The 24,686-nt window shown below is 47.4% G+C and carries 22 protein-coding genes and 1 pseudogene; 21 read left to right on the forward strand and 2 right to left on the reverse strand.

The window, feature by feature from the left end:
• Nucleotides 1-4 precede the first annotated feature (4 nt).
• Both AC50Y3_RS04370 and AC50Y3_RS04375 read left to right on the forward strand, forming a co-directional pair.
• Nucleotides 5-742: an SDR family oxidoreductase gene (locus tag AC50Y3_RS04370; RefSeq protein WP_494817512.1), complete on the forward strand. Its 738-nt coding sequence runs from the start codon at nt 5-7 to the stop codon at nt 740-742.
• Between the two features lie 61 nt (nt 743-803).
• The gene (locus tag AC50Y3_RS04375; RefSeq protein WP_494817513.1) at nt 804-1,271 is read left to right on the forward strand and encodes a hypothetical protein; all 468 of its coding nucleotides are present in this window, start codon (nt 804-806) and stop codon (nt 1,269-1,271) included.
• Nucleotides 1,272-1,740: 469 nt separating this feature from the next.
• On the opposite strand, the gene AC50Y3_RS04380 is transcribed toward AC50Y3_RS04375, so the two are convergent.
• Nucleotides 1,741-2,244, reverse strand: a complete 504-nt coding sequence (locus AC50Y3_RS04380) for an RrF2 family transcriptional regulator (protein ID WP_494817514.1) — start codon at nt 2,242-2,244, stop codon at nt 1,741-1,743.
• Between the two features lie 223 nt (nt 2,245-2,467).
• Here AC50Y3_RS04380 and AC50Y3_RS04385 point away from each other — a divergent pair, with 223 nt between their 5' ends.
• The 18 genes and pseudogenes from AC50Y3_RS04385 (at nt 2,468) to AC50Y3_RS04470 (ending at nt 22,507) form a co-directional block, all read left to right on the forward strand.
• Entirely contained in the window at nt 2,468-2,911 is a 444-nt protein-coding gene (locus AC50Y3_RS04385; RefSeq protein WP_494817515.1) for a carboxymuconolactone decarboxylase family protein, read from the forward strand.
• A gap of 14 nt (nt 2,912-2,925) precedes the next feature.
• Nucleotides 2,926-3,422, forward strand: a pseudogene (locus tag AC50Y3_RS04390) (FMN-dependent NADH-azoreductase).
• A gap of 92 nt (nt 3,423-3,514) precedes the next feature.
• On the forward strand, nt 3,515-4,372 hold the full coding sequence (locus AC50Y3_RS04395; RefSeq protein ID WP_494817516.1) for an EamA family transporter: 858 nt from the start codon (nt 3,515-3,517) through the stop codon (nt 4,370-4,372).
• Between the two features lie 18 nt (nt 4,373-4,390).
• On the forward strand, nt 4,391-4,852 hold the full coding sequence (locus AC50Y3_RS04400; RefSeq protein WP_494817517.1) for a carboxymuconolactone decarboxylase family protein: 462 nt from the start codon (nt 4,391-4,393) through the stop codon (nt 4,850-4,852).
• Between the two features lie 84 nt (nt 4,853-4,936).
• Nucleotides 4,937-5,641 (forward strand): YjjG family noncanonical pyrimidine nucleotidase, encoded by a 705-nt coding sequence (locus AC50Y3_RS04405; protein ID WP_494817518.1) that lies wholly within the window; start codon nt 4,937-4,939, stop codon nt 5,639-5,641.
• A 19-nt stretch (nt 5,642-5,660) separates the two neighbouring features.
• Entirely contained in the window at nt 5,661-5,942 is a 282-nt protein-coding gene (locus tag AC50Y3_RS04410) for a hypothetical protein (protein WP_494817519.1), read from the forward strand.
• Nucleotides 5,943-6,185: 243 nt separating this feature from the next.
• Nucleotides 6,186-8,843, forward strand: coding sequence for an NPCBM/NEW2 domain-containing protein (locus AC50Y3_RS04415; RefSeq protein WP_494817520.1), 2,658 nt, complete (start codon nt 6,186-6,188; stop codon nt 8,841-8,843).
• A 188-nt stretch (nt 8,844-9,031) separates the two neighbouring features.
• Nucleotides 9,032-10,189 carry a mandelate racemase/muconate lactonizing enzyme family protein gene (locus AC50Y3_RS04420; protein WP_494817521.1) on the forward strand — a complete coding sequence of 386 codons (1,158 nt, stop codon included), beginning with the start codon at nt 9,032-9,034 and terminating at the stop codon, nt 10,187-10,189.
• Between the two features lie 260 nt (nt 10,190-10,449).
• Nucleotides 10,450-12,171, forward strand: coding sequence for a sensor histidine kinase (locus AC50Y3_RS04425; RefSeq protein ID WP_494817522.1), 1,722 nt, complete (start codon nt 10,450-10,452; stop codon nt 12,169-12,171).
• Nucleotides 12,172-12,198: 27 nt separating this feature from the next.
• Complete coding sequence (locus AC50Y3_RS04430; protein WP_494817523.1) at nt 12,199-13,710, forward strand: response regulator; 1,512 nt, start codon at nt 12,199-12,201, stop codon at nt 13,708-13,710.
• A gap of 88 nt (nt 13,711-13,798) precedes the next feature.
• On the forward strand, nt 13,799-15,769 hold the full coding sequence (locus tag AC50Y3_RS04435; RefSeq protein ID WP_494817793.1) for an ABC transporter substrate-binding protein: 1,971 nt from the start codon (nt 13,799-13,801) through the stop codon (nt 15,767-15,769).
• A gap of 95 nt (nt 15,770-15,864) precedes the next feature.
• The gene (locus tag AC50Y3_RS04440) at nt 15,865-16,863 is read left to right on the forward strand and encodes an ABC transporter permease (RefSeq protein WP_494817524.1); all 999 of its coding nucleotides are present in this window, start codon (nt 15,865-15,867) and stop codon (nt 16,861-16,863) included.
• A gap of 24 nt (nt 16,864-16,887) precedes the next feature.
• Nucleotides 16,888-17,712: an ABC transporter permease gene (locus AC50Y3_RS04445; protein WP_494817525.1), complete on the forward strand. Its 825-nt coding sequence runs from the start codon at nt 16,888-16,890 to the stop codon at nt 17,710-17,712.
• Nucleotide 17,713: 1 nt separating this feature from the next.
• Nucleotides 17,714-18,673: an ABC transporter ATP-binding protein gene (locus AC50Y3_RS04450; protein ID WP_494817526.1), complete on the forward strand. Its 960-nt coding sequence runs from the start codon at nt 17,714-17,716 to the stop codon at nt 18,671-18,673.
• A 64-nt stretch (nt 18,674-18,737) separates the two neighbouring features.
• Nucleotides 18,738-19,784 (forward strand): ABC transporter ATP-binding protein, encoded by a 1,047-nt coding sequence (locus AC50Y3_RS04455; protein WP_494817527.1) that lies wholly within the window; start codon nt 18,738-18,740, stop codon nt 19,782-19,784.
• A 22-nt stretch (nt 19,785-19,806) separates the two neighbouring features.
• Entirely contained in the window at nt 19,807-20,913 is a 1,107-nt protein-coding gene (locus AC50Y3_RS04460) for a glycoside hydrolase family 172 protein (RefSeq protein ID WP_494817528.1), read from the forward strand.
• An 88-nt stretch (nt 20,914-21,001) separates the two neighbouring features.
• Nucleotides 21,002-21,706 carry a DsbA family protein gene (locus AC50Y3_RS04465; RefSeq protein WP_494817529.1) on the forward strand — a complete coding sequence of 235 codons (705 nt, stop codon included), beginning with the start codon at nt 21,002-21,004 and terminating at the stop codon, nt 21,704-21,706.
• Between the two features lie 93 nt (nt 21,707-21,799).
• Nucleotides 21,800-22,507, forward strand: coding sequence for a DNA alkylation repair protein (locus AC50Y3_RS04470; RefSeq protein ID WP_494817530.1), 708 nt, complete (start codon nt 21,800-21,802; stop codon nt 22,505-22,507).
• Nucleotides 22,508-23,003: 496 nt separating this feature from the next.
• Here the strand turns inward: AC50Y3_RS04470 and AC50Y3_RS04475 are convergent, their stop codons facing one another.
• Nucleotides 23,004-23,372: a VOC family protein gene (locus tag AC50Y3_RS04475; RefSeq protein WP_494817531.1), complete on the reverse strand. Its 369-nt coding sequence runs from the start codon at nt 23,370-23,372 to the stop codon at nt 23,004-23,006.
• Between the two features lie 122 nt (nt 23,373-23,494).
• On the opposite strand from AC50Y3_RS04475, the gene AC50Y3_RS04480 reads away from it, so the two are divergent.
• On the forward strand, nt 23,495-24,550 hold the full coding sequence (locus tag AC50Y3_RS04480; RefSeq protein ID WP_494817532.1) for a phosphotransferase: 1,056 nt from the start codon (nt 23,495-23,497) through the stop codon (nt 24,548-24,550).
• Nucleotides 24,551-24,686: the final 136 nt, after the last annotated feature.

Here is a 24,686-nt window from a genome sequence, read left to right on the forward strand (position 1 = left end):
AGATATGAGTTTGAATGGTAAAGTAGCGATCGTCACCGGGGCATCACGGGGTATTGGGCGGCAATTAGCTATTCAACTAGCGCAGTCCGGTGCAATGGTAGTCATCAATTATGCTTCCAATCCAGGGAAAGCGGACGAGGTTGTATCCGCGATTGAACAATTCGGCGGAGAAGCGATTGCCATTCGCGCCGATGTAAGCAAAGTAAGCGAAGTCGAAGCGTTATTCTCGGAGTCGATTGCGCGCTTCGGACGATTGGACATTCTGGTCAATAATGCCGGGATCATGGAATGCACGGCAATCGCGGAAGTGACGGAAGAGATGTTTGATCGGCAATTCGCAATCAATGTGAAGGGTACCTACTTTGCATGCCAACAAGCGATGAAGCTTATGGCGCAAGGCGGGACGATCATTAACTTCTCCACATCTGTCATCGGCGCTATGCTCCCAACTTACAGCGTATATGCCGCAACGAAAGGGGCAGTCGAACAAATTACGCGCCAATTGGCAAAAGAATTCGCTCCCAAAGACATCGTGATCAATTGCATCGCTCCGGGACAAATATCGACCGAATTGTTCTTAACTGGCAAATCACAAGATCAAATAGATTCGTTCAGCCGTTTAATCGCATTTGGCCGGCTTGGAGAACCTGAAGACATCGCGAATGCGGTCGATCTGCTTGTCAGCGACAAAGCCCGTTGGATTACGGGGCAGACGATTCGCGTGAATGGCGGGTTTAACTGAAAATGAAACGAAGCCCTTCTTATTTCGTTATAATATAAATGATGATACGGAGGTGTTTCAGATGGATTTTCTGAAAGGGATCGGGAAACTGGCGGGCGATGTGACAGGCAGAGTGATCGGAGGTACTGTGCGTGTTGCCGGGGAACTCATTCATAGCGATTATATTAAAGAAATCGGGAATGATGTGGAGAGAGTTACTTCTAGAACAGGCGAACTTGCCGGTCAAGCTGCAAGCGGTGTATGGGATGTCGGCGCGGGCTTGGTAACTGCGGATAAGCAGCGTGCGCGAGCGGGCCTGGACGATCTCGGAGATGCGGCAACGACAACGGTCCGAGGTGCAGGACAAGGCATCCAATACGTGGTCGAAAGCGGAATCGAAGTGGTGGCAGGTATCAAAGAGAACGATAAGGAATTAATCAAAGACGGCGTCAAGAAGTTGGGAAAAGCAGCCGCAATCACGGTGCTTGCCGTCGGTGTCGTCGATCTTGTTGATGGGCCGGATGGAACGGGTTCATCGGGTACAGTTTAGGTGAGCTAGTTTGGATACAGACATTGTGAAGCCCGCGATATCGCGGGCTTTTTTGTTTTGCTTTTTTAGAGGTCTACTATGAGACTCTGAGAGGTCTCGCGAAGGTGGAAATGGTTAGTTTACTTACTGAGAGTTCGATTTCGGAACTCTCAGCATCTTTATATGCCGATTTCAGCGGTGAGGGTTCGATTATGAGACTCTCAGAGTCTTGCGAAGGTGGAGATGGTTAGTTTACTTACTGAGAGTTCGATTTCGGAACTCTCAGCAACTAATTATGCCGATTCCAGCCATGAGAGTTCGATTATGAGACTCTCATTGGTCTTGCTAAGGTGGAAATGGTTAGTTTACTCACTGAAAGTTTGATTTTTAAACTCTCATACAAAGCCAACTGAATCAAAAAAGACCAGCAGTCCAGTCGCTAACACGCGCCTGGGCTGCTGGCCCCAACATGCACCTATCGGCGCCTAATTTAACCATTAATGCTGGCAGAAAAATATTCACGTGTCTCTTTACGCGCTTCTGGCGATAACACGCGATCCAGCTCTTCTTTTAACCAAGTTAACGTTTTGTTGCGAAGGACATTGCGCATACTTTCTTCCGCTTCTAACATAGCTAAGTTAATAACGCAGGGAGTGGCCTTCGAGCACGCGGCATATCCCTCGTCCTGACATAAATAGCTGTTATCTTTGATGTTTTTACAGTTGAAAATCGGTGTTGCGCCTTCAATCGCTCGAACAACATCCCAGAAAGAAATGTCATCAGGAGACTTGGCTAATCGATATCCCCCTTTAGCACCGGGAACGGAGCTGACAATACCGGTTTTTGTTAATTTACCAAATATTTTAGAAAGGTAAGTCTCTGAAACCCCTTGGAAAGTAGAGAGCTCTTTGATCCCAATAGTAGAGTCTGGTGGAATATCAATTAAATAGACTAAGCAATGCAGTCCATATTCAACGCCAATACTATACTGCATGCAAACACCTGCTTTCTGGATCGATCAATCGTTTGTTAGTTCTCATCTTAGGTGGATTTAAAACCCTTGTCAAATCAGGCGGTTCGGTTATCACCTGTAATTTCCTCAGCCTTAGCATTGACATTCAGAATCAAAAAAACTATATTGTAGACAAGATTGATCGACGATATATATTATCGACGATTATCTGGCGAGAAAAATTGACTCATGGAGGAGATTCATAATGAAGAAGAGATTCGATCATGTCAGTGCAAGCCCGGGTGCAATGCAAACTATGATGAAGCTGGAAGGTTTTATTCAAACAAGCGGACTAGATGCCAAACTCTATGAGTTAATCAAGATAAGAACATCACAAATAAACGGATGCGCATTCTGTCTAAACATGCATACACGGGATGCTCGGAAGATGGGAGAGTCAGAGCAGCGCATTCATTTACTTAGTGCATGGCGCGAAGCGCCTTTCTATACCGACAAAGAAAGAGTGGTGCTCGAGCTTACGGAGGCTGTAACCCGTATCTCCGAGCAAGGCGTTCCGCAGGAATTATATGAGCGCGTTCGGGCACAAGTGGATGAGACTGAGTACGTGGCAATCATTATGGCGATCAACACCATTAATGCATGGAATCGAATTGCGATCTCCACAGGGATGTTCCCTGAAGCCGAGTAAAGAGGAGGGACTACTTGGCAACGGTACTGTACATTACTGCACACCCGCTAGAAAAGGATTCATCCCATAGTTTGTCCGTAGGCGATGCGTTTATCCAAGCTTATCGCGAAGCAAATCCTAACGATGAAGTGATTCATCTGGATTTATATAAAATGGATATTCCGCAACTAGACGCGGAAATATTAAATGGCTGGTTCCACCTGTGTTGAAAGCCTATATCGACGCGATTTGTATACCCGGAAAAACGGTTCGTTTTACACCGCAAGGCACGATTGGATTAGCTTTCGACAAGAAGCTGCTTCATATTCAAGCTTCAGGCAGTGTACTTACAAAGGGATCAGCTGCAAGCTTAGAATTCAGCCATCACTATCTGTCAACTGTAGCCGAATTTATGGGAATTCCTTCAATTGAAGTGATTTATATGGAGGGCATGAGAGCTGCGCCAGATCAAGCTTCGATCATGAAAGAAAATGCCATGCAGCAAGCGCTCGAGCTAGCCGGAAGCTTCTAATGCTCGTGAATACATGAAACCTATCTTCTTTGTTTTAGCCGGCGCATGCAGCTTTGGATTATTATCGACTTTTGTCAAGAAAGCTTATGAGCATGGGTTTCAGTGTCGGTGAGGTCGTCGGCAGCCAAAACCTATTCGGTGTCATTATGCTATGGATATTGGTGTGGTTATCCGCCAAATCAGCCCTGCAGCCTTCAGATTATCAAGCAAGCTCAATAACGAAGCGGCAAACACTCTTGCTCATGGCTGTAGGAACTACGACGGGTTTAACGGGTATGTTCTATTATGCAGCGCTCCAGTTTATTCCGGCTTCTTTCGCCATTATCTTGCTTTTTCAATTTACGTGGATGGGCATTCTACTGGAAGCAGTGGTTGAGCGCAGGCGACCAACTAAAGATAAGATGATATCGCTTTTCATTTTGTTAGTCGGAATTGTTATGGCGAGTGGCTATTTAGGTGGATGGCAGGAGGATTTCTCTGGGATCGGAATGATTCTTGGCTTACTGTCCGCAGTTACCTATACACTATTCATTTGGTACAGTGGCAGAACAGCCAAACATGTTGCTCCCATCAAACGAAGCGCGATTATGTTGTCCGGCTCGTTTAGACTCGTCAATGTGCTGTTCCCACCACAGTTTCTTATAAATGGCTCTTTGTTTGAAGGGCTTTTACCTTGGGCACTGCTGCTTGCTCTCTTCGGGATCGTCATTCCGCCATTGTTCTTCGCCATTGGCGTACCCCGTATTGGTGGAGGGCTAGCTACGATATTAGGTGCTGCAGAGCTGCCTACAGCAGTAATCATATCCTATATCGTACTGAATGAATCCGTCCATTGTCTGCAATGGCTTGGCGTGGGGATCACCTTAGTTGGCATGGCCCTTCCTGAAATCATGAAGCGTCAGATGAGACAACCCGAAGTTGCCTATGAAATAGAGATGAAAACAACTTAAAAGAAGAGGTGTATAGACATGGAAATGAGATTAAACTATATGAAAGTACAACCCGAGTCGTTTCAGACGTTATTGAAATTGGAAGGTTATGTGAAGAAGAGCGGTCTTGATCACCATTTGTGGGAATTGATTAAAATCCGTGCCTCGCAAATTAACGGCTGCGCGTACTGTCTGGATATGCACACAAAAGACGCACGTGCTATGGGAGAAACGGAGCAGCGTCTATACATGCTTAATGCATGGAGGGAAGCGCCGTTCTATACAGATGAGGAACGGGCTGCACTCGCTTTGACTGAAGCCGTGACCAGAATCTCAGATGGCGGCGTTCCGCAGGAGTTGTATGAGCAAGTTCGCAAACATTTTGATGAGGGCCAATTCGTGGATTTGATTATGGCGATTAATGCGATTAACTGTTGGAATCGAATGGCGATTTCAACGGGCATGGTGCCTGGGGAATATCAACCGGCCGCACGCAAATAGTAATTTGTAAACAGTCTATCGCTGTACATCGGAGATGTATGGCGATAGACTGTTGTATATTATATAGTTAACAGAGGTGAATAGATGAGCTACAACATACTGCTTTTTGATTTAGACGATACCTTGTTAGATTTCGGCGCGAATGAAATCGAATCGCTGACCCAATTGTTTCAGCATCATGGATATACGTTCTCGGACGAGTTATTCCGCGTGTACAATTCCGTAAACAAACAACTGTGGGCGGATTATGAGAATGGGACGATCGGTTTGGATGTCGTGCTTAACTCAAGATTTTCCGAAACGATGTTGAAGCTTGGCAAAGTTGTGGACGGCCCTGAATGGGAGAAGATGTATAGAGAGCTGCTCGGAACCGGAAATCAGCTGCATATCGAAGGTGCGCTAGAAGTTATTCAAAGCTTATCTGCATCCCATAGACTGTTTGTTGTTACGAATGGGATTACTCAAACGCAGATCAAGAGATTGAAGCAATCCGGATTACATGATTTTTTCGAAGCAATTTTCGATTCGCAGAGCATTGGCTATTCAAAGCCGTCTATAGCATTCTTCGATTACGTAATGAGTCATATTAAGGGTTTCAATAAAAGCGAAGCTCTCATTATCGGCGATTCGTTGAGTACCGATATAAAAGGTGGTATACTCGCTGGAATCGATACCTGCTGGATCAACAGAAAATCACAAACAGGCCCTGCAGATATTCAAAGCACCTATACGATTACTTCCTTAGTTGAGCTATTTGCGATTTGCCCGCCTCACCAAACAAACGAATAGAAAGTTGGTTCATTGTCCAATGTCACAATCGCCGCAAGAAAAAATCTCATTTTCCGGTTTCATGCTGGATCCGAAGTTCGCTGAATTCAACAATATTGCGCATGAGAAGCAGCCTCAAATGAATGCCATTATTGAGTTATGGGACAACAAAACTTTAGTAACCAACATTACAAAATTAAATCGTGAATTACTCCGCCGTGATGCTCATGGTGTGCAAGAAACTCCGTTTGCCGAAACAAACGAGGAACTGCATTTAATGCTGTATTCGCTGACGATGTACTTGAAAGACCGTTTAGAATAGAAAAGGCATGATTCAGGTATGATCAGCTCTCACCATAGGAATGGTGGGGGCTTTTTGGCGTTTACTCTCATGTGCTTATTCAGGATAGTACATGATTTCGAATAATGTATAAGCGTTCATTTCGCGCTAATGGAGCATTTTCGGCAATTGTACACTATCCGCCTTTTTGATCCATGATGTAGCATCGTAAATGGATAACCTGCAAGGCACCGCCAATCCAATCGTGAAGGAGAGAATTGAAGAATGAAAGGAAAGCCGTCCAAGAAAGCTGTGTTTCGTATGTTCTTGTCCGCAATTATGGTGCTGTCCGCTATCCCTTTGAGCGTGGCCGCAGCAGCGCCGCTCGCGCCCGGCACGCTATCCGCCGCCGATTTCGGAGCAAACGGGGCAGACAATCTCGACGACAAAGCCGCGATTCAAGCCGCAATCGACGCAGCATCGCCGGGGAATACGGTACTCCTCCCGAAGGGGACGTATTATTTGGCAGGCACAGTAAAGGGCAAATCAGGCGTCGCTATTCGGGGAGAGGATCGCAACAGCACGATCGTGAAATACATGGACAATCCGGAGACGTACATGTTCTATTTTCTGAATGTATCCGGTGCTTCGATCAAGAACATGACGCTCGATGGCAATAACAGCACAGTAGCCATGTCAGCCGTAGTATCCGAAGGCGGCGGCAGTAATGAGATGAGCGAGCTGACTGTCAAGGATTTCGCCGCGGTCGACGGCTTCGGTCCTCATGCGTTGTATGTAGTCGGTTCCCAGAACGTACGCATTACGAACAACAATGTCTCGAACATCGGAGTAGGCTCCATCTGGGGCGCAGCCGTTCGTGCAGGCTGGGATTCGAAGCATGTAACCGTTGAAAATAACGTCATCGCAAAAACCGGACGCGGAGGTATTCTCATCAATGACGGAAGCTCCGGGGCCATTATTAGAAACAATACAATCACGGGATCCGGCTTGAAGGAGCACGGATTATCCATTGAGTTGCACACGAATTCGGACAATGCCATCATCGAGGATAATCATGTAGACTTCTGGATCAGTGCCGTTCGCTCCAAGAATATCGCTGTGCGCCGGAACGTCGTGCATCCGACGGACGGAAGAGTCGGTTCGATTGGGCTGGAAATTATGGCGGAGAATGCCGTAACGACGGACAACCTGGTAGATGGCGGGCAGCAAGTAGGGATCCAGCAGTCTCCGGGAACCGGGCATCAATTGTGGAGCTACAATGTAGTGAAGAACATGGTTATGTGGGGCATGCAGCTTCAAGGTGCGGGCTCAAGCGAGACGGAACAGTTCCAATATTTCTACAAGAACAGCTTTATCAATACACAGCTGGGCAATCCGAAAGCCGCTTATCCCGGCTATGAAGGCAATGGGATTCGTATTCACGGGAACGCTCAGAACCTCGCTTTCGATAGCAACCTTATTGCAAACAATGGTAGAAAGGCGATCGAAATTACGGATGCAGCGGGAGTCGATCGCCTCAGTTTTACGAACAACCTTATCTCTGGCAACAAAGGCGTAACGATGGATCCTTATCCGACAGCTGCGCAGCACTTGGAATGGGCAGGTAATCTTGTCTTCCTTAACGGCAGCAATGCGCAGCCGACTTCGCGCGGGTTTGCGAATGCGAAGCCGGTTGCTGACTTTACGAATCCTGTGCTGGTACGCGCCGGCGCACCGGTCACTTTCGTCAGCACCTCGACGGATAATGGAACGATGGCAACCTATCTCTGGGACTTCGGGGCAGGGCTGCCAAGCGCATCCGCTATGCCAACGTACGTCTACGATCAACCGGGCGTCTACCGGGTGACACTTGTCGTGTGGGATAATGAAGGACGTTCGAACGTGAAAGAAAAGGTTATTCTTGTAAGTCCGGGACTGCCTGACACGAAGAAGCCTAACGTTCCAACGAATCTCGTTTCACCATCGCAGACAGATGAGACGATAGATTTGACATGGAGTCCAACATCCGACAATGTAGGCGTCGTCGGTTACGATGTCTATCGAGATGGGGCGCTTGTGGGCAGTACTGCGCCAGGTGAATTAGCCTTTACGCTTACGGGTCTGTCGCCGGTCACGACTTACAGCATCACGTTACGTGCGCGTGACGCGGCAGGCAATGTCTCAGATTCCAGTTCTGCGCTAAGCGTGACGACAGAACTTCCGGATTCGCAGCCGCCAACAGCGCCAGCTGGTTTAACAGCTGCATCCGTTACAGGCACTAGCGCAACATTAACTTGGACAGCTTCAACGGATAACAAGGCGGTTACAGGTTATGAGGTTTATAGGAACGGCAGTCTGGTCGGTAAAACTACTGGGGCAACGGCGACTTCGTTTACAGCATCCGGTCTTATTCCGGGGACTTCCAGTGCTTTTACCGTAAAAGCGAAAGATGCAGCCGGCAACAGCTCCGATGCCAGTAACGCCTTTCATGCCGTTCTTGCACCGCCTTCTTCGCCGACAGTGTACCTCAGTGACTATTCATGGGATTACGGCGTTGCAGGCTGGGGCAATATCCAGCGTGATAAATCATCCGACGGTAAACCGATTACACTTAATGATGTCGTCTATGCGAAAGGTTTAGGAACCCATGCCGAATCTACAATCGTGTATACGCTCGGAGGCGAATACGCGAAATTCCAAGCGAGTGTTGGCGTTGACGACGAGACTTATGGCAATGGCGGCGTTAGCTTCGAGGTGTGGCTGGATGGCGTATTGGCATTCGACAGTGGATTCATGAATGCAACAGCGCCGACGCAAAATATTGATCTGCCTATCGCCGGTGTCAATGAGCTGAAGCTCGTCGTCACCAATGGCGGTAACGGCGGCGATTGGGATCATGCGGACTGGGGAGATGCAAGAATCCTCTATCCGGCCGGAGAATAACGAGGATTGTTATGAAATGGGAGGCCGATCTTGGATCGGTCTCTTTTCAGTGAAACTGCGTCCATGAAACAGTCCAAAAAACGTATGATTGTCCATTTGTTTGCGTGCACCAGATGACTATACTTTATTCAGTTCCTTCAATGCAGGGAAAAGGATTGCTATTCATAGGAGTAGGGAGAGTAGATACGATGTCGGATGTAAAAATAACGCATGTCGAGACGATTCTGTTATCTCGCATGCATGAACCTGAAAGGCAATGGATGACTTCTACCTTTCGGGTAATCAAAGCGGAAGCCGCAATCGTGGTCATTCGTACCGATGCGGGCATTACAGGAATCGGCGAAGCCTGTGCTTATGGTGTACCCGGTAAGATCAGCGATATGGTAAGGAGAGTCAGCCCTTTACTAATCGGGCGTGATCCGAGAGATCCATCCATCGTGTTGCATCCGAATGGGCAATCCTGGGCATACGACTGTGCGATCTCCGGGATTGATTGTGCGCTTTGGGATATCCGCGGGAAATTAGCAGGTAAACCGGTTGCGCAGCTGCTTTCGCCTAATCCGATTGGCAAAGTGCAGCTCTATGCTTCCGGCGGATGCAGCTACGATTGGAGAGCTCGGCCGGAGCAATTAATAGAAGAAGCTTTATCGTATATCGCCGAGGGCTATGAGGTGTTCAAGTTCAGAGTTGGCACACATTGGGATTGGGATCGCGTAACCGTGGATCGCATGCTCGGTTTGATTCAAGAGCTGTCCCAGGAAGTGAAGGGCCGGATGGAGCTTGCCATTGACGGGAATCAGCGCCTAACGGAAGAGATCGCACTAGCGCTTGGCAAAGGGCTGGATCGGATTGGCGGATTCCGTTGGTTCGAAGAACCGATTCCGCAGAAGGATGTTGAAGGTTACGCGAGGCTGAATGCAGCATTGGATGTTCCCGTTACCGGAGGCGAACAGTACACGACGGTAGAGCAGTTCATTCCATATATGGAACGGAAGTCATATTCTATCATTCAACAGGATGCAGGAATATGCGGGATTACCGCGGCTATGTCGATTGCGCAATTCGGCATGCAGTACGGTGTTCCGACAATCCCTCATAACTGGCATAATGGCGTCATGACCATGGCGAACGCACATCTGGTTGCTGCGCTTCCAAATCCGATTCTGTTGGAATTGTGCCGTATTCAAGGGCCTTTGCAATGGGGAATCGTGAAAGAAAGCCCAGTTATTCAAGGCGGATGGCTCGCGCTTACGGACAAACCGGGACTCGGCGTGGAACTGACAGAGGATGCGCTTGAGCGGTTCCCATTTGTAGAAGGCAATTACTACGTCTCTATTGATAGATGAAGAAGGTTTAAATCGAATGGCTTGCAGAGGTTTCTCCAATCGGAGAAGCCGTCTGCAAGCCTTTTTTCTATTGGGGTCTACAATTATCGATCCATTTCTTCGATTTCCGTTAGAATCTGACAGAAAAGTTCGCAGACCTTTGCCTCATTGATCTCTGGAAAAAATCTCCTTATAATGACCTTACCGATTTATGAAAGCGCAACCATTAAAAGCCATTTCGCACTATAGACAGCTGTTACTACCATGTAGGAGTGAAGCCAATGATGAAATGGATTAAAGTTCGATCACTCAAATACAAAATCATTATTGCTTTCATTATCATTTCACTCCTTCTGGTCATCCTGCAGGCGGGTTTCTTCCAGCATTGGATTAGCGGGATTATCCTGCGGCAATCGGAAGCCAATTTACAGGAAACCGTTCGGCAAATCGGGAAGCAAGTTGATCTTCAATACAAACAAATCGATGCCAACGCTCGCGTCATACGCAACAACCAAGTATTAAAGAACTATTTGAAGGATTTGAAACAGCATGCCATCAACTATCAAATCGCGAAATACCAGATTGCAAGGCAAATCGTAAGGCTGCCTAATTTAGAAATGATCGAGAACATCTACATATTTCCGGTTGGCTACGCACCGATGAACCTCTTTTATTCCGATGCGATATTCGAAGTAGACAAGCTTACCGAGCAATTGATGACAACAAATCGGCCGACCAGCCATGAGGATGTCATCTGGACGGTGCAGCCGCAAACGCATCTCATTACGATGATGATGCTCATCTATGATGGAGGAGAACTGCTCGGTCTGCTCAGAGTTGACCTGAATGAGAAATTCCGAGATCAACTGGACGATGTGCGATTAGGAGAAGAAGGGAGTGTGTTTCTGCTCAAAGATAATACCATCATGTTTGCCACGGATAGGAGGCTTGTTAATCAGAAGGAAACCCGTTTAGCGCAGCAGCTCGATTCAGGCACGCAGGTCACCTTCACACTGGATTATCAGGGATGGAAACTGATCGGGGTAGTACCGAACAAAGAAATCCTTAATCAAGTCAACCAAGTGAATAAAGTGTTACTGCTTATGGAATTGATCGTGTTTGCGTTCATCTTTCTATTTGCTTTGCTCATACTACGTATGATTCTAAGACCGCTGAAACAGATACTAAGAGGGATGGAGAGCATTGAGCAAGGCAGACTGGATGTTATCGTGAATCGAGAAGGTAATGACGAATTCAGCGTCATTATAAGGCATTTCAACCATATGGCAGAACGGGTCAACCGTTTGATTAAGACTGTGTACTACCAACAGCTAACCTATCGAAAAGCCGAAGTGATCAATCTGCAGTCGAAGCTGAATCCCCATTTTCTATATAACACGCTCGATATGATTTACTGGATGACGGTGGTCAAGGATGAGGAAGAAATCGGCGAAGCGATAATTTCATTGTCCACGATATTGCGCTATTCCATCTCTCATCAGAATGAATTTGTCACGGTCTCGGAAGATATGGAGCAATTGGAGAATTACTTGAAAATTCAGCGCATGCGCTTTGAAGACAAACTATCCTATGTGTTTCATCTTGACCCTGCGATTGCAGACATTAAGATTCCAAAGCTGCTCATTCAGCCGCTAGTGGAGAACGCCATTAAATATGCATTTCAACAAATGTTGCTTGGCGGCATCGTTATCATTCGAGGTTATGCCCAAGACGGCGACTTGTATCTCGAGGTCGAGGACAATGGGACCGGCATGCCTGCAGAGAAAGTAGAGGCTTTACTGGCATCATTCGAGCAGAAAAGCTTAAGCAGCGGTCTCGGCATTCAACTAGTCAGGCAACGAATTGCTTTTATCTATGGGGAGGGGTTCGGATTGTCCATACGGAGCGAAATCGGCCGCGGAACAGCCATTATGCTGAAGCTGCGGACAGATGCAGGCGTGCCGCAAGAGGAGCTTTGGAAGGATGAAGCCATGCATGCCTAACTTATTGGCAGGAAGGGGAGGTCTGCTTTGAGAATCGTACTCGTCGATGATGAGAGGTCAGTACTCAAAGGGTTGCAGCATATTTTCGCCAAACACTGTACGGGGCATGAAATCGTCGGGACAGCGCAAAGTGCGGAGGAAGCGCTGAATGTCATGCAGGTTACGGAGGCGGATATCGTCATTACGGATGTGATGATGCCGGGGATGAACGGAATTGAGCTTACTCGCGAAATCAGCAAGTTGTATCCGTATATGTATATTGTCATTTTGAGCGGACACGCGGAATTTGACTATGTTCGGGAAGCGATGCGGTGCGGTGCAATCGATTACTTACTGAAGCCATGCCATTACCAGACGGTCATCGACCTGTTGGATAAGATTAAAGGGAAAGCAGCAGAGAAAGAAACGGAGCACGAGAAATTGTCACACAAGCAGCTGCTCGAGAAGTTAATCAGCGGGAGTCTCGAGCTTCCGGATAGCTGGTCGGTACTCTATGATTTGCAGATGGCCGTCTTCTCGGGTCATGAGAACATCGACGTCCGATTAGAAGAGCAGATCCGTCATCAATTACTCCATGCGAACATCGAGCGAGCGGCCTTGGATACGGTGATTTATGAGGGGAAATGTATCGTTCTTTATCGCGGTATGATGAATGCAATAGACTTCAAGCAGCTGCTAAACGAATGCCGGCTGGCGATGCGCAAACAGAACCGAACTATAGTTGCGGCCGTCCATCGCTTTACTAGTGGGTCCAGATCGATTGAGCATGCCTATAAAACTTGCCTTAAATACTGTGAGTTTCTAGCGTTTAATGAGTATTCCGCCGTTATGGATGACGACATGTACAAGGAGCAATTGAACCAGCCGGAGCCATTTACGATAAGTGAATACTTCTCAGGAGACCGATTTGGCAAATATTATGCCTTAGCGGATGCAAAGAAGCTGCGACACTATATCGAAACCATCCTGCAGCAGCTTCATCGTGTTCCCAGTAGATTTGAGCCGGTTCGGTTGAAGCGAGAATTGCTGAGCGAACTTATTTATTTAGAACATGTACTAAAGGATCATGGGGTTGAGCCGTTCTTCGGCGGCCACATCGATTATGTGCAGGAAATGAAGGGAATCCGTAACTTTAAAGAGCTGCTCAGCTGGCTGAAGACCTATTTTATGTCCGCTATTATGTGTATGACTGACGAGAATCATAATCCGCATTATATTCAATCCGCCATCCGTTATATCGAGATGAATTATATGAAGAACCTTACGCTTAAAGAGGTGGCTGATGCCGTCTATCTGAATGCGTGGTACTTTAGCTCCCAATTCAAGAAGTATACCCATGTCACGTTCAGTGAGTACATCAATCTCATCCGCATTCGAATTGCCAAGGAGTTTCTCAGACAGCAGGATTTAAAGGTCTATCAGGTGGCGGAGATGGTAGGCTTTCAAGATGCAGCCTACTTTAGCACGGTGTTTAAAAGCATTGAACATATGAGTCCCAAAGAATATCAGCAGTCCTTTCTAATCGCCAATGATTCTTAATGAAATCCAAGTATTTTGAAATTAATCAATCCTTCTAATCGCTATACTCGGATTATCCCAATAGAAGGAGGAGTGTTCATTGCGAATCATGAAAAGGCTTACAGTGCTGTTCGTACTCACGGCACTGATCATCACAGCTTGCAATAACGACAATGACAAGGGCAGCTCTACTTCAGACACGAACAAGAATAATACGGCTGTAGGAACGGACGGCAACAAGGATTCGGGGGATTCCAAATCAGACGGCAAGATGACCGATGTCGGTACGCCGAGAAGCGAAACGTTAATCGTCGACATCTTAGGCGGCCGCAGCCCTGACCCGGACCGGTACAATCCCTATGTACCTGGAGCCGTTGCCATGGATGCCGGCGTGCATCAGCTCATGTTCTCGAACTTATGGGAAATCGATACGCAGAAAGGCACGCAGATCCCGGATTTGGCTTCTACGTTCCCGGAGCCATTGGATGCAACCAATACGAAGTTTTCGTTCAAAATCCAGGAAGGTTTGACTTGGTCGGATGGCCAGCCATTCACGGCGCATGACGTGGAATTTACGGCAACGATGATTACAGGCGCGAAGGAGCTCGGCTACAACGGCTACTTCACGAATCTGATCAAGAGCATGAAGGCGACCGATGATTACACGATTGAAGTCGAAACCGTTAATCCGGAGACGAGATTGGCGCAGAAGCTCGGTGTCGTGATTTGGGGGAATAGCTTCCGCGTTATGCCGAAGCATATTTGGGAGAAAGAAGACCCGGCAACGTTCAAGTTCTCGAATCCGATCGGCGTAGGTCCGTACAAGCTGAAGGATCGCGATCCTCAGGGGAATTGGTTCCTCTGGGAGAAGCGTGAGGACTGGCAGAAGAGCGATATCGGCAAGCTTGTAGGCGAGCCCGGCCCGAAATACATTTTGTTCAAATTTTTCGGACCGGAGGAGAAACGGATTATCGCGATGATCCAGCATGATATGGACATCCTGCAGGATATTACGCCTGAAAGCTGGGATGTGCTGCGGCAGAAGAACGAATATGCCAAAGCTTGGTACGAAGGCTTCCCGTACGCAACGATGGATGATCCGTGCGAGCGCGGGATGTCCTTTAATACGGCGAAAGAGCCATACAATAATCCGGATGTACGCTGGGCTCTCACATTGATGACGGATATTAAGAATGTATCGATGGCTACCTTCGGCGGCATGCTGCGCGTATCTCCGATCCAGCTGCCACCGATCAAAGTGCTACAGGACACTTACCATAAGCCGATGTTAGGATGGCTGAAGGATTTTGCGCTCGATGACGGTTACAAACCGTTCGACGACAGCTATGCCGCTGGTATTGTCGACATGCTGAAGCAGCAGGGCATTGAAGGTTTGCCGACCGATGAGAGCGCGATCAATGACACCTTCGGCGTAGGCTGGTGGAAGTTCGATCCGGCTGAAGCGGCGAAATTGCTGGAGAAGAGCGGATTTAAGAAAGACGGCGACAAATGGCTTCTGCCAAACGGCAAACCATGGACCTTGACCATCAATGCACCGGCGAACTTTGAAGTCCAGTCGATGCGATTGGCATTTGCAGTGGCGGATTCCTGGCGCAAGCAAGGCATTGACGTCAATGTGCAGCAGATGGAAGGCGCATCCTTCTGGGACAGCGAATCAACCGGAGCGTTCACAGTCGGCTCTTACTGGCCGGCATGCGGCTTGCTGCCGGATACGACGGCGAATATGACCGGCTGGCATAAGCAGTACATCGTGCCGATCGGCGAGCAGGCGCCGGGTAACCGCAACCGTTGGGCGAATGACCGTGTGAGCTCTTTGCTTGACGAGCTGGACAGCTTGCCGAGCGACGATCCGAAGGTGATCCAGAACATCACGGAAATCAATAAAGAATTCGTCAAGGGCATGCCGTTTATTCCAATGTTCGGTACATCCAAATTCGTGCCGGTCGATACGTACTATTGGGATGGATTCCAAACATCGGAGAATGCGTTCGAGGGTCCATGGTGGTGGTGGTCGCAGTTTAAGTTCTACACCCCACATTTGAAGCCGACAGGCAGATAATACGGAATCCGATTTCGAATACATACCGGGCTGCAGAGGTCCGGTATGTATTTATCCGAAAAGGCGATTAACGCAGGCGGGGGAGATGCTGCTTTATGGGGTTTTACAAGTTTTTGCTGTCCAAAGTGCTTTCCTTTGTGCTCGTCGTATTCATCGGCATCACGACCGTTTTCTTCGTGCCCCGGTTCATGCCATCGGATCCGGTAGAAGCGATGATCGGCAAGATGACGGCAAACCAAGCATTCATGGAACCGGATGCGATCATTACCTTACGTGAAACCTTGAATGAATCCTTCGGTCTTGAAGGCTCGATGTGGGATCAGTATTGGGGATTTGTGAAGCGGGTTATCGTGACGCAGGATTTCGGCCCTTCACTGGCCAGCTATCCGAATCCGGTCAATGAATTAATCGCGAAAGCACTGCCCTGGACAATGGGATTGTTATTAATCTCGACGATCATTGCATGGCTGATCGGCAATATTGTCGGCTTGCTTGCAGGGTTTCTCAAAGATAAATCGTACTCCAAGGCGATGGAAGCCATCTCCATCATGATCTATCCGATTCCCTATTATATTTTGGCCCTGATTCTGATCATGCTGCTGTCGTATATTTATCCGATTTTCCCGTTATCGGCTACCTTTCAAGGAGATGGGTTTTCATGGGAGCATATTAGAAGCATTGTCTATAACTCGATCTTGCCGGCGTTCTCCATGATACTCGTTGGAACGGGGTGGTGGGTGATTAGTATGAAAACCTTGTCGTCCGGCATCGCCGAAGAGGATTACGTTCAATTCGCCAGACTCAAGGGCTTAAGCGAGCGCAGAATTATGACCAAATACGTGCTGCCCAATGCGGCGCTTCCGCAAGTTACGATGCTGGCGCTTCAGATCGGAACGATCTTCAATGGGGCGTTAATTACGGAAATCCTGTTCGGATATCCGGGTATCGGGACTCTTATTTATACCGGTATTCTACAGGCAGACTATAACCTGATCATGGGGACGATTACGCTTTCTATTATCGCAGTGGCAGCGGCTACTTTTATCGTGGATTTCTTATATCCGTTCCTGGATCCAAGGGTTCGTTATAAATAAGTGTGCTTCGGAGGTGAGTGACACGTGAAGCATTGGAATATTCGTTTAAAGCTAGGTGTAGCCATGCTGAGCATCTTTATTATTCTGGGCTTCATCATTCCTTTCTTCTATCAGGGCAATCCGATCGAATGGGGAACGTATTTGAAGAATCTTAAGCCGAGTAAAGATCATATCTTCGGAACGACGAACCTTGGTCAAGACACGTTCTGGCTGCTTGCCAAATCGATCCAAAACTCATTCATTATCGGCATTATCGTTGCATTCTTCGCTACATTGATCGGCGTTTTGTTAGGACTTTGGGCCGGATTTAAAGGCGGCTTTATCGATCGGCTGATTACCATTATGACCGACTCTTTTATCGTCATTCCATCGCTGCCTATTCTGATTCTGCTCGGAAGTCTCATGCAAGGCAAGGCTTCGCTCTTCATGATCGCGTTTGTGTTAATTATCTTTAACTGGCCCTGGCCGGCGCGTCAGCTTCGCTCTATGGCGTTATCGCTCAGCGAACGTGATTTTATCAGTACCGCCATCTTCTCTGGGCAGAATACGCTGAAAATCATCGTTAAAGAAATCTTTCCTTTTGTTGCGGGCTGGTCGGTAGCTAATTTTGTCAATACGATTCTCGTGGCCATCGGCTCTGAATCCGGCATGGCCGTTATCGGGATGTCAAGCAACGAGAAGGCTACGCTCGGCACGATGATTTATTGGGCGAATCAGCATCAGGCCATGCTCTCCGAGCGCTGGTGGTGGATTGGATCTCCGGTTGCTGCGATCTGCTTGATCTTCATATCCTTATTCCTGGTTATGACGGGCTATCAGCAATATTCTGCGCTAAGGAGAGGGAAGTAAAATGCTGAAGCTAAATCAGGTAAGTGCGCAATATAACATGTTGAATGGCTATGTGAAGGCCGTCGATAAAGTAGATTTCGAGGTTCGGAAGAACGAGATCTTCGGCATCGCGGGCGAATCCGGCTGCGGAAAGTCAACGCTGCTCAAGGTCATGTATGACTTGATCAACTATCCGCTTGAAATCGCATCCGGTTCTGTCGAAGTGCATACTTCCGACCGGAAAGGTGCGCCGGTCGTCTATCGCAACGGGGAGATCCATAAGAGCTGGTGGAAAGATATCTCCTACGTGCCGCAAGGTGCTATGCATGTAATGAATCCGGTGACCCGAGTGAGAAACCAATTCTTCGATACCATCAGCAAGTTCCATGGCGTGAAGAACAAGAAAGCGCTGGAGCATGAAATCACGGCTTACCTAAAGGAGCTGGAGCTTCCGCCGGAGGTGCTCAAAGCTTATCCTCATCAGTTAAGCGGCGGAATGAGGCAGCGGGTGTTAATCGCACTTGCTACGTTCTTGCATCCCAGTATCGTCCTTGCAGATGAGCCGACGACAGCGCTGGATGTCGTTGTACAACGTGGAATACTCACCATGCTGTCGCAGGTGCAGAAGAAACTAATGAATTCCATGGTTATCGTCTCTCATGACATGGGGGTTCATTATCAGATTACGAATCGAATGGGCATTATGTATGCCGGCCAGATGATTGAAATTGGTCCGACGGACCGGATCTTTACTGAGCCGCAACATCCCTATACCAAAATGCTCATTCATGCACTGCCGAGAATCGGAGATAACAGCCAGAAGGAAGGCATACCGGGAACGCCTCCAAGCTTGAAGAATCCGCCTGCCGGCTGCCGATTTGCCGCAAGATGCCCGCATGTGACGGAGGTCTGTCGTTTGGTCGAGCCGGAGCGGGTAAGTGTTGGCGAGGGTCATTATGCGAGCTGCCATTTACTCAGTTAGCAGTTAGGCTGTGTCTTATCGAAATGAGTTCATGCGGAGCAACAGCTATGAAGGAGGTGTTTGTTTGGCTGCAAACATTCTGGAAATCCACGGTCTCTCCATGCATTACAAAATCGGCGGCATGCTGCTGGGGACCAAAATAACAGCGGTAGATCATATTGATTTAACCCTTCCGGGAGATAAACCGCAAATCATGAGCATTGTCGGTGAATCCGGTTGTGGGAAGACGACGCTCGCGAAGATGATTTTGCGCCTGCTCGAGCCGTCTTTCGGCGAGGTTGTCATAGAAGGTACGCCGCTGTCTTTCTATGCGAAACGAAAGAACAAGAAAGCTTTTCTAAAGAAAGTACAGCCCATCTTTCAAAATCCGTTCTCCACGTTCAGCAGCCGCAAGACGGTGGATACCTATCTCTATGAAACGGCACTCAATCTGGATATTGCCAAGACGAAGCAGGAAGCAAAGCGGATCATCACGGATGTTCTGAAATCTGTTGGCCTTGATCTGGCGAATGTGGCCGGCAAGTATCCCAATCAGTTTTCCGGTGGTGAGCTGCAGCGGATATCGATCGCGCGGGCGCTCATTCCGAAGCCGAGGCTCATCGTAGCGGATGAACCGGTCGCCATGATCGACGCTTCGCTGCGCATGAACGTCGTCAACTTATTCATGAAGCTGAAGGATGAATATAACGTCAACTTTATTTATATTACGCATGATCTATCCACCGCTTATTATGTCAGCGATTATATTGCCACGATGTACAGGGGGAATTTAATCGAATATGGCAAAGCCAAAGAAATATTGAACCATCCTGCACATCCCTATACAGAGCTCTTGCTGGAGTCGATCCCGCGGGTCGGGAAGAAATGGGATGAGGACATGAAGCTCCCTGATCTTGAGAGCAAGGAGTATGGCCTTGGCGGTTGCAAGTTTGCCGGTCGGTGCGTGTATGCCCAAGAAATTTGCCGTTCGACCAAACCGGAGATGCTTCAACTGAATGCGGATCATCAGGTGCTTTGCTTCAAACACAGCGGCTATCAAGTCGCGGCAGGAGAAGCTAGAATCGGCGTACACGTTGCTGCAACCGGCAATCATTCAGATCTTAGTTCGTAAATATAAGTAGGAGGTTGTTCACATGCTGCACAATCAAGGGTTAGGATTCGGTTTATCTACGGCACCGCTGATGACGAATGGAAAGACTCGTTCGATCAGCGCCGAGAATCCGAGGGGGGAAGTCGGTGCCGGCGGGAAGGAAGCCAGTAATTTAGGCGTTGGCCGGAAGGGCAGGCCGTGTATTACGCTGCAGCAAGGGGAGACGGTCACATTGATGGAAGTGGACGGCCCCGGTGTGATCCAGCATTTCTGGATTACGGTTACGGATCGGACAGATAAAGGGTATTTCGTGCTGCGAGATCTGGTAATACGGATGTACTGGGATGACGAGGCTGAGCCCTCGGTAGAAGTGCCGCTGGGCGACTTCTTTTGCAACGGATTCGGTGCCCGGAGCCTCGTGAATTCTCTGCCGATTGTCGTCAATCCGACCGGAGGCATGAACTGCTATTTTCCGATGCCGTTCCGTACCAAAGCCAAGATTACGATCGAGAATCAGCATGCGCGCGAGATCGGGGGATTTTTCTATCAATTTAGTTATACTTTGGTCGATGAGATTCCGGAAGAAGCAGGTTATTTCCATGCACAATGGAGAAGGGAAAATATTACGACTGCAGCCCAGGATTTCACCATCCTTGATAATGTAAAGGGGAAAGGACACTACATCGGTACTTACTTGGCTTGGGCCGCGCTGGAGCGGTATTGGTGGGGGGAAGGCGAGATCAAGTTTTATATGGATGGCGATGAAGAGTGGCCGACCATATGCGGCACGGGGACGGAAGATTATTTCGGAGGCGCTTGGTGCTTCTATGAGAAACGGGATGGGAAAATCGTTGAAGTTCCCTATAATACGCCTTATCTGGGCTATCCCTATTATTCGAAGACGGATACGACGCGCAGCGATATCTTCGGTGAAGACAGCGTTCCGATGCATGGCTTGTACCGTTGGCATTTAATGGACCCGATTCGCTTCGAGAATGAGCTTAAGGTGACCATTCAACAAATGGGGCATAACAGCCGCGCTTTGTTCGAGAGAACGGATGATGTGTCCTCGGTGGCTTATTGGTACCAAGCCGAGCCGCATGCTGCGTTCCCTGCTTTGCAGGCTGTTGAAATGCGCTGGCCAAGGTAAAGTTACGTTGTGTGTGTGATACTGCTTAAATGAAAGGCTGCCTTGGCAGTCTTTCTATTTATGCTTATGTAGAAAGGCGGGGACGATCATGGATGCGTTGGTTGATAACAAGAAAATACCGGGTGGAACGAAACGATTAAGAGAATTGGAAAAACAAAGGCTAAAGGAACGAAAACGATGGATCTTCTTCAGCATCTGTTTCGCAGCGGCCGCATCTATCGTATTAGCGGTTGTATTCGCGCCTAAGCCAGAGCCGGTTGCGTTCGATTACCAGCAGCTTCCCATGCTCGGTTCTGCTGACGCGCCGGTCAAAATTGTCGAGTTCGGTGACTTTAAGTGCCCGGCTTGCCGCTACTTTAGCCAGGAAATGAAACCGAAGCTGGTTCAGGACTATATCGATAAAGGGACAGTAGCACTGTATTTCATGAATAATACGATTATCGGACCGGATTCCTTTGCTGCCGCTATGGCGGGCCAATCGATTTATCATCAGAACCCACATGAATTTTGGAACTATTATGATGCGATTTATAAGAATCAAGGCGATGAGCGGGTTGCATGGGCAACGCCGTCATTTCTCGTTGAACTAGCTAAGAATGCGCAGCTTGAGGTTGATTATGAGAAGTTGAAGCAGGATATCGAAACCGAGGCGTATGCGGATGAAGTGATTGCTCATAACGCGAAGGCTGAGAAGCTGATTACTTCAACGCCGACGCTTTTTATTAATGGGGTTAAATACGTGGATTTCGCCGATTATGATAAACTTAAGAGAGCAATCGCCAATGCAGGTTAGGGCTTAACTAATGCTGCAATTTTCATTATAATAAAGGAAGAAGAAGTTCGAACAGGCTGTTGAACGACTACATAAATAAGGACGTGCGATTGAATGAATTTGGAAGCGGTCATGCAGGAGCTTGAAGCAATCGGCAAGGAACGCAGCAAGAAAATGTACATGTCCAATGGGGCGCAGGAGCCGCTTTTTGGAGCGACTACAGGCGAGATGAAACCGATTGCGAAGAAAATTAAAATCAATCAGCCTTTAGCCGAAGAGCTGTACGCTACGGGGAATTACGATGCGATGTACTTTGCCGGCGTAATTGCGGACCCGAAGGGGATGACTGCGGCTGATTATGACCGATGGATGGATTCGGCTTATTTCTTTATGCTGTCTGATTATGTGGTGGCCGTAACGCTGGCGGAATCTGATATTGCCCAGGAAGTTGCCGATAAATGGATTGCCAGCGGGGAAGAGCTTCGCATGTCAGGTGGCTGGAGCTGTTACTGCTGGCTGCTCGGCAATCGAAAGGATAGTGAGTTTTCCGAAAGTAAGCTTGCCAACATGCTTGATCAGGTAGCAGCTACGATCCATGATGCTCCCGAGCGTACGAAATTTGCGATGAATAACTTCATTTATACCGTAGCGGTGTCTTATACGCCTCTCCACGACAAGGCTGTCGAGATTGCGAGAGCGGTTGGCCCCGTAGAAGTGAACAAGGACAAGGCAAAGAGCAAGTTGATATCGGCTGCCGATAATATTCAGAAAGCAATTGATAGAGGGCAGATTGGTTTCAAACGTAAGTATGTTAGGTGTTAAATTGGAGCTATAAAGTGGAGCATAAATAAACGAACGGCAGCGATCTTTTGGATTGGCTGCCGTTTGTTGTTGGTGCGAAGGGGGGACACAAGTGAGAAGGAATTTCTATCTTCACCTAATCATGCAGTATTTCATTATGTTGGTTCCCCCAGCGATAGCTGCGTTTCTATTTGATCTTAACGAAAACTTCAATACGTATTTAGAAGAGTACATTGGCTATTCAGTAGGATTAACGGGGTTAATTATTATGGGTCTTTTATCCATGTTCCTCCATAGTTATGTCATCATGTCGATCATCTACTTGATAATAAAAATGATTGTATTATATCCGCTCTTCATGATGTTGTATGTATCATTAGGGCGAGTTAGATGGTTACCTATTGTGATAAGTTCCGCGCTGAGTGTATGGGGAGTGATCTTTGGTGCATTTATTATGGTCGCAGCAAATCAGTGAATTCTTATGTTATTAGCTTTGTGATATGCAGCTAGGCTGAGCCTAGAGCGCCTCGCCAAAGTAAATCGTATGTCCCTGATCATCCTCGATGACAAACTCCCGAGTACTCCAATCCGTCTCATGCACATCCTTAATCAAATTGACCCTTCGCTCTTTCAGCAACTCAGCCAAAGCAGCGGCATCATCCGTCTGCAGGTAGAGAGTGAAATGGTCTCCATCGCGAGTATAGGGGATTGAAGGATCCTGTTCACAAACGTACTTGAGATGAAAAATCTGGTTGCCTGCACGTATGCCGGCATAAAAATCTTCATATCGGAATGCGAGTTCCAAGCCTAGTTGAGTCGTGTAGAAGCGTATGGAACTGTCTAAATTCATCGTTCGCAGCTGCGGAATAACGCCTGCTATTTTCATCTTTTTTCCTCCTACCAGAGTGTGAATGCACATGTAAAGGATCATTATTTGTTCCTAATTATACCTTTTCTACTAGATTAAAACGAAGGTTAATGTCATTAGAAATGATGATTGCTTAGGGAGTGAATGTTCTGGAAGTAAAATATCGTATCGAAGATCGAGTACTTGCCTCCTACCTGGATAGAGAATACGGGATACAAGTTGAAACCATTCAATTCATTCCTTTTGGGGATTCAGCTTACTCTTACCGGCTGTCATGCATAAATGGAGAGCGTTATTATCTGAAATTATTTGATCATAAGAATGACAGACATAGACTGAGTATCGATCGTTTTCAATATTACTTGCCATTGACTTGGAACATGTACCATCAAGGACTGTTTCAAAAAATGACTTATCCAATTAAGAACCGAATTGGCGGATTTTCAACAACAATAAACGAGATTACGGTCGTATTATTTAACTATATTCACGGCGAGTCATTGGCTGATGCTTATCCGTTCTCTCTAGAGATTCTTGAAAGCATTGCTCAATCAGTGGCTGCAATTCACCTAATTAGTCCTTTAATAGACAAGAGTATGATCTTGATAGAATCATTTGATATTTCCTTTGAATTTGACCTCGATAAGTGTATTTCGTTGCTTGAAAGCACTGTGACATTTGACAATCCTAGTAAACAAGCGCTAAGAGCGCATGTATGGCCCAACAAAGAGCAGATCATGAACCTGCTGGATCTCGTTCGCAAACTTCGCCATTCAGCGATAACAGATACGAAAGAAAAAGTAGTGTGCCACGGAGATATGTGGGGAGGGAATTTGATTCGTCAGGGCAACGAATTGTATGTGGTCGATTGGGAATCCGCGATTTTGGCGCCTCCGGAATTTGATTTAATTGGCTATATCGGTGATGAGTTCGATGTTTTCTACTCCGCTTACTTAAAGCATTTAGGTAAATCTGTGGCGATTAATCTCGATTTATTGCGGTTTTACTCCTACCGCCACCATCTTCGGAATCTAACGAATTGGCTTATGAATATTCTGTTTCGCAACACAGAGGAAGCGCAGAATGAAAACGACTTAGACATGATTCTTCATCACTGCATGAATCGTTGGGATCGTATTGAACCCATGGTTAAGGAAGTTGCTGTTATCCTTCGGAAAAGGAGCGCTGGAGAGTGAAAATGAACATTTCCATTTCCGGATTGCTGGCTTCCGTAGGATGCATCATTTTGTGTTGTCTATTTTTGTTTTGGAACCCGTATTCCAATACGCCGATAAGTCACTCCACATTTCTGATCATTTTTGCAATGTTGAT

This window comes from Paenibacillus sp. J22R98 (genome assembly GCF_059383835.1).

What these genes read in the sequence shown, in the direction of transcription:
- AC50Y3_RS04395 (WP_494817516.1), top strand. Translation starts at nt 3,515, where the DNA reads ATGGGTTTCAGTGTCGGTGAGGTCGTCGGCAGCCAAAACCTATTCGGT.
- AC50Y3_RS04435 (WP_494817793.1), top strand. Translation starts at nt 13,799, where the DNA reads ATGAAAAGGCTTACAGTGCTGTTCGTACTCACGGCACTGATCATCACA.
- AC50Y3_RS04370 (WP_494817512.1), top strand. Translation starts at nt 5, where the DNA reads ATGAGTTTGAATGGTAAAGTAGCGATCGTCACCGGGGCATCACGGGGT.
- AC50Y3_RS04425 (WP_494817522.1), top strand. Translation starts at nt 10,450, where the DNA reads ATGATGAAATGGATTAAAGTTCGATCACTCAAATACAAAATCATTATT.
- AC50Y3_RS04385 (WP_494817515.1), top strand. Translation starts at nt 2,468, where the DNA reads ATGAAGAAGAGATTCGATCATGTCAGTGCAAGCCCGGGTGCAATGCAA.
- AC50Y3_RS04465 (WP_494817529.1), top strand. Translation starts at nt 21,002, where the DNA reads ATGGATGCGTTGGTTGATAACAAGAAAATACCGGGTGGAACGAAACGA.
- AC50Y3_RS04475 (WP_494817531.1), bottom strand. Translation starts at nt 23,372, where the DNA reads ATGAAAATAGCAGGCGTTATTCCGCAGCTGCGAACGATGAATTTAGAC.
- AC50Y3_RS04450 (WP_494817526.1), top strand. Translation starts at nt 17,714, where the DNA reads ATGCTGAAGCTAAATCAGGTAAGTGCGCAATATAACATGTTGAATGGC.
- AC50Y3_RS04410 (WP_494817519.1), top strand. Translation starts at nt 5,661, where the DNA reads ATGTCACAATCGCCGCAAGAAAAAATCTCATTTTCCGGTTTCATGCTG.
- AC50Y3_RS04380 (WP_494817514.1), bottom strand. Translation starts at nt 2,244, where the DNA reads ATGCAGTATAGTATTGGCGTTGAATATGGACTGCATTGCTTAGTCTAT.
- AC50Y3_RS04460 (WP_494817528.1), top strand. Translation starts at nt 19,807, where the DNA reads ATGCTGCACAATCAAGGGTTAGGATTCGGTTTATCTACGGCACCGCTG.
- AC50Y3_RS04375 (WP_494817513.1), top strand. Translation starts at nt 804, where the DNA reads ATGGATTTTCTGAAAGGGATCGGGAAACTGGCGGGCGATGTGACAGGC.
- AC50Y3_RS04470 (WP_494817530.1), top strand. Translation starts at nt 21,800, where the DNA reads ATGAATTTGGAAGCGGTCATGCAGGAGCTTGAAGCAATCGGCAAGGAA.
- AC50Y3_RS04405 (WP_494817518.1), top strand. Translation starts at nt 4,937, where the DNA reads ATGAGCTACAACATACTGCTTTTTGATTTAGACGATACCTTGTTAGAT.
- AC50Y3_RS04415 (WP_494817520.1), top strand. Translation starts at nt 6,186, where the DNA reads ATGAAAGGAAAGCCGTCCAAGAAAGCTGTGTTTCGTATGTTCTTGTCC.
- AC50Y3_RS04420 (WP_494817521.1), top strand. Translation starts at nt 9,032, where the DNA reads ATGTCGGATGTAAAAATAACGCATGTCGAGACGATTCTGTTATCTCGC.
- AC50Y3_RS04400 (WP_494817517.1), top strand. Translation starts at nt 4,391, where the DNA reads ATGGAAATGAGATTAAACTATATGAAAGTACAACCCGAGTCGTTTCAG.
- AC50Y3_RS04440 (WP_494817524.1), top strand. Translation starts at nt 15,865, where the DNA reads ATGGGGTTTTACAAGTTTTTGCTGTCCAAAGTGCTTTCCTTTGTGCTC.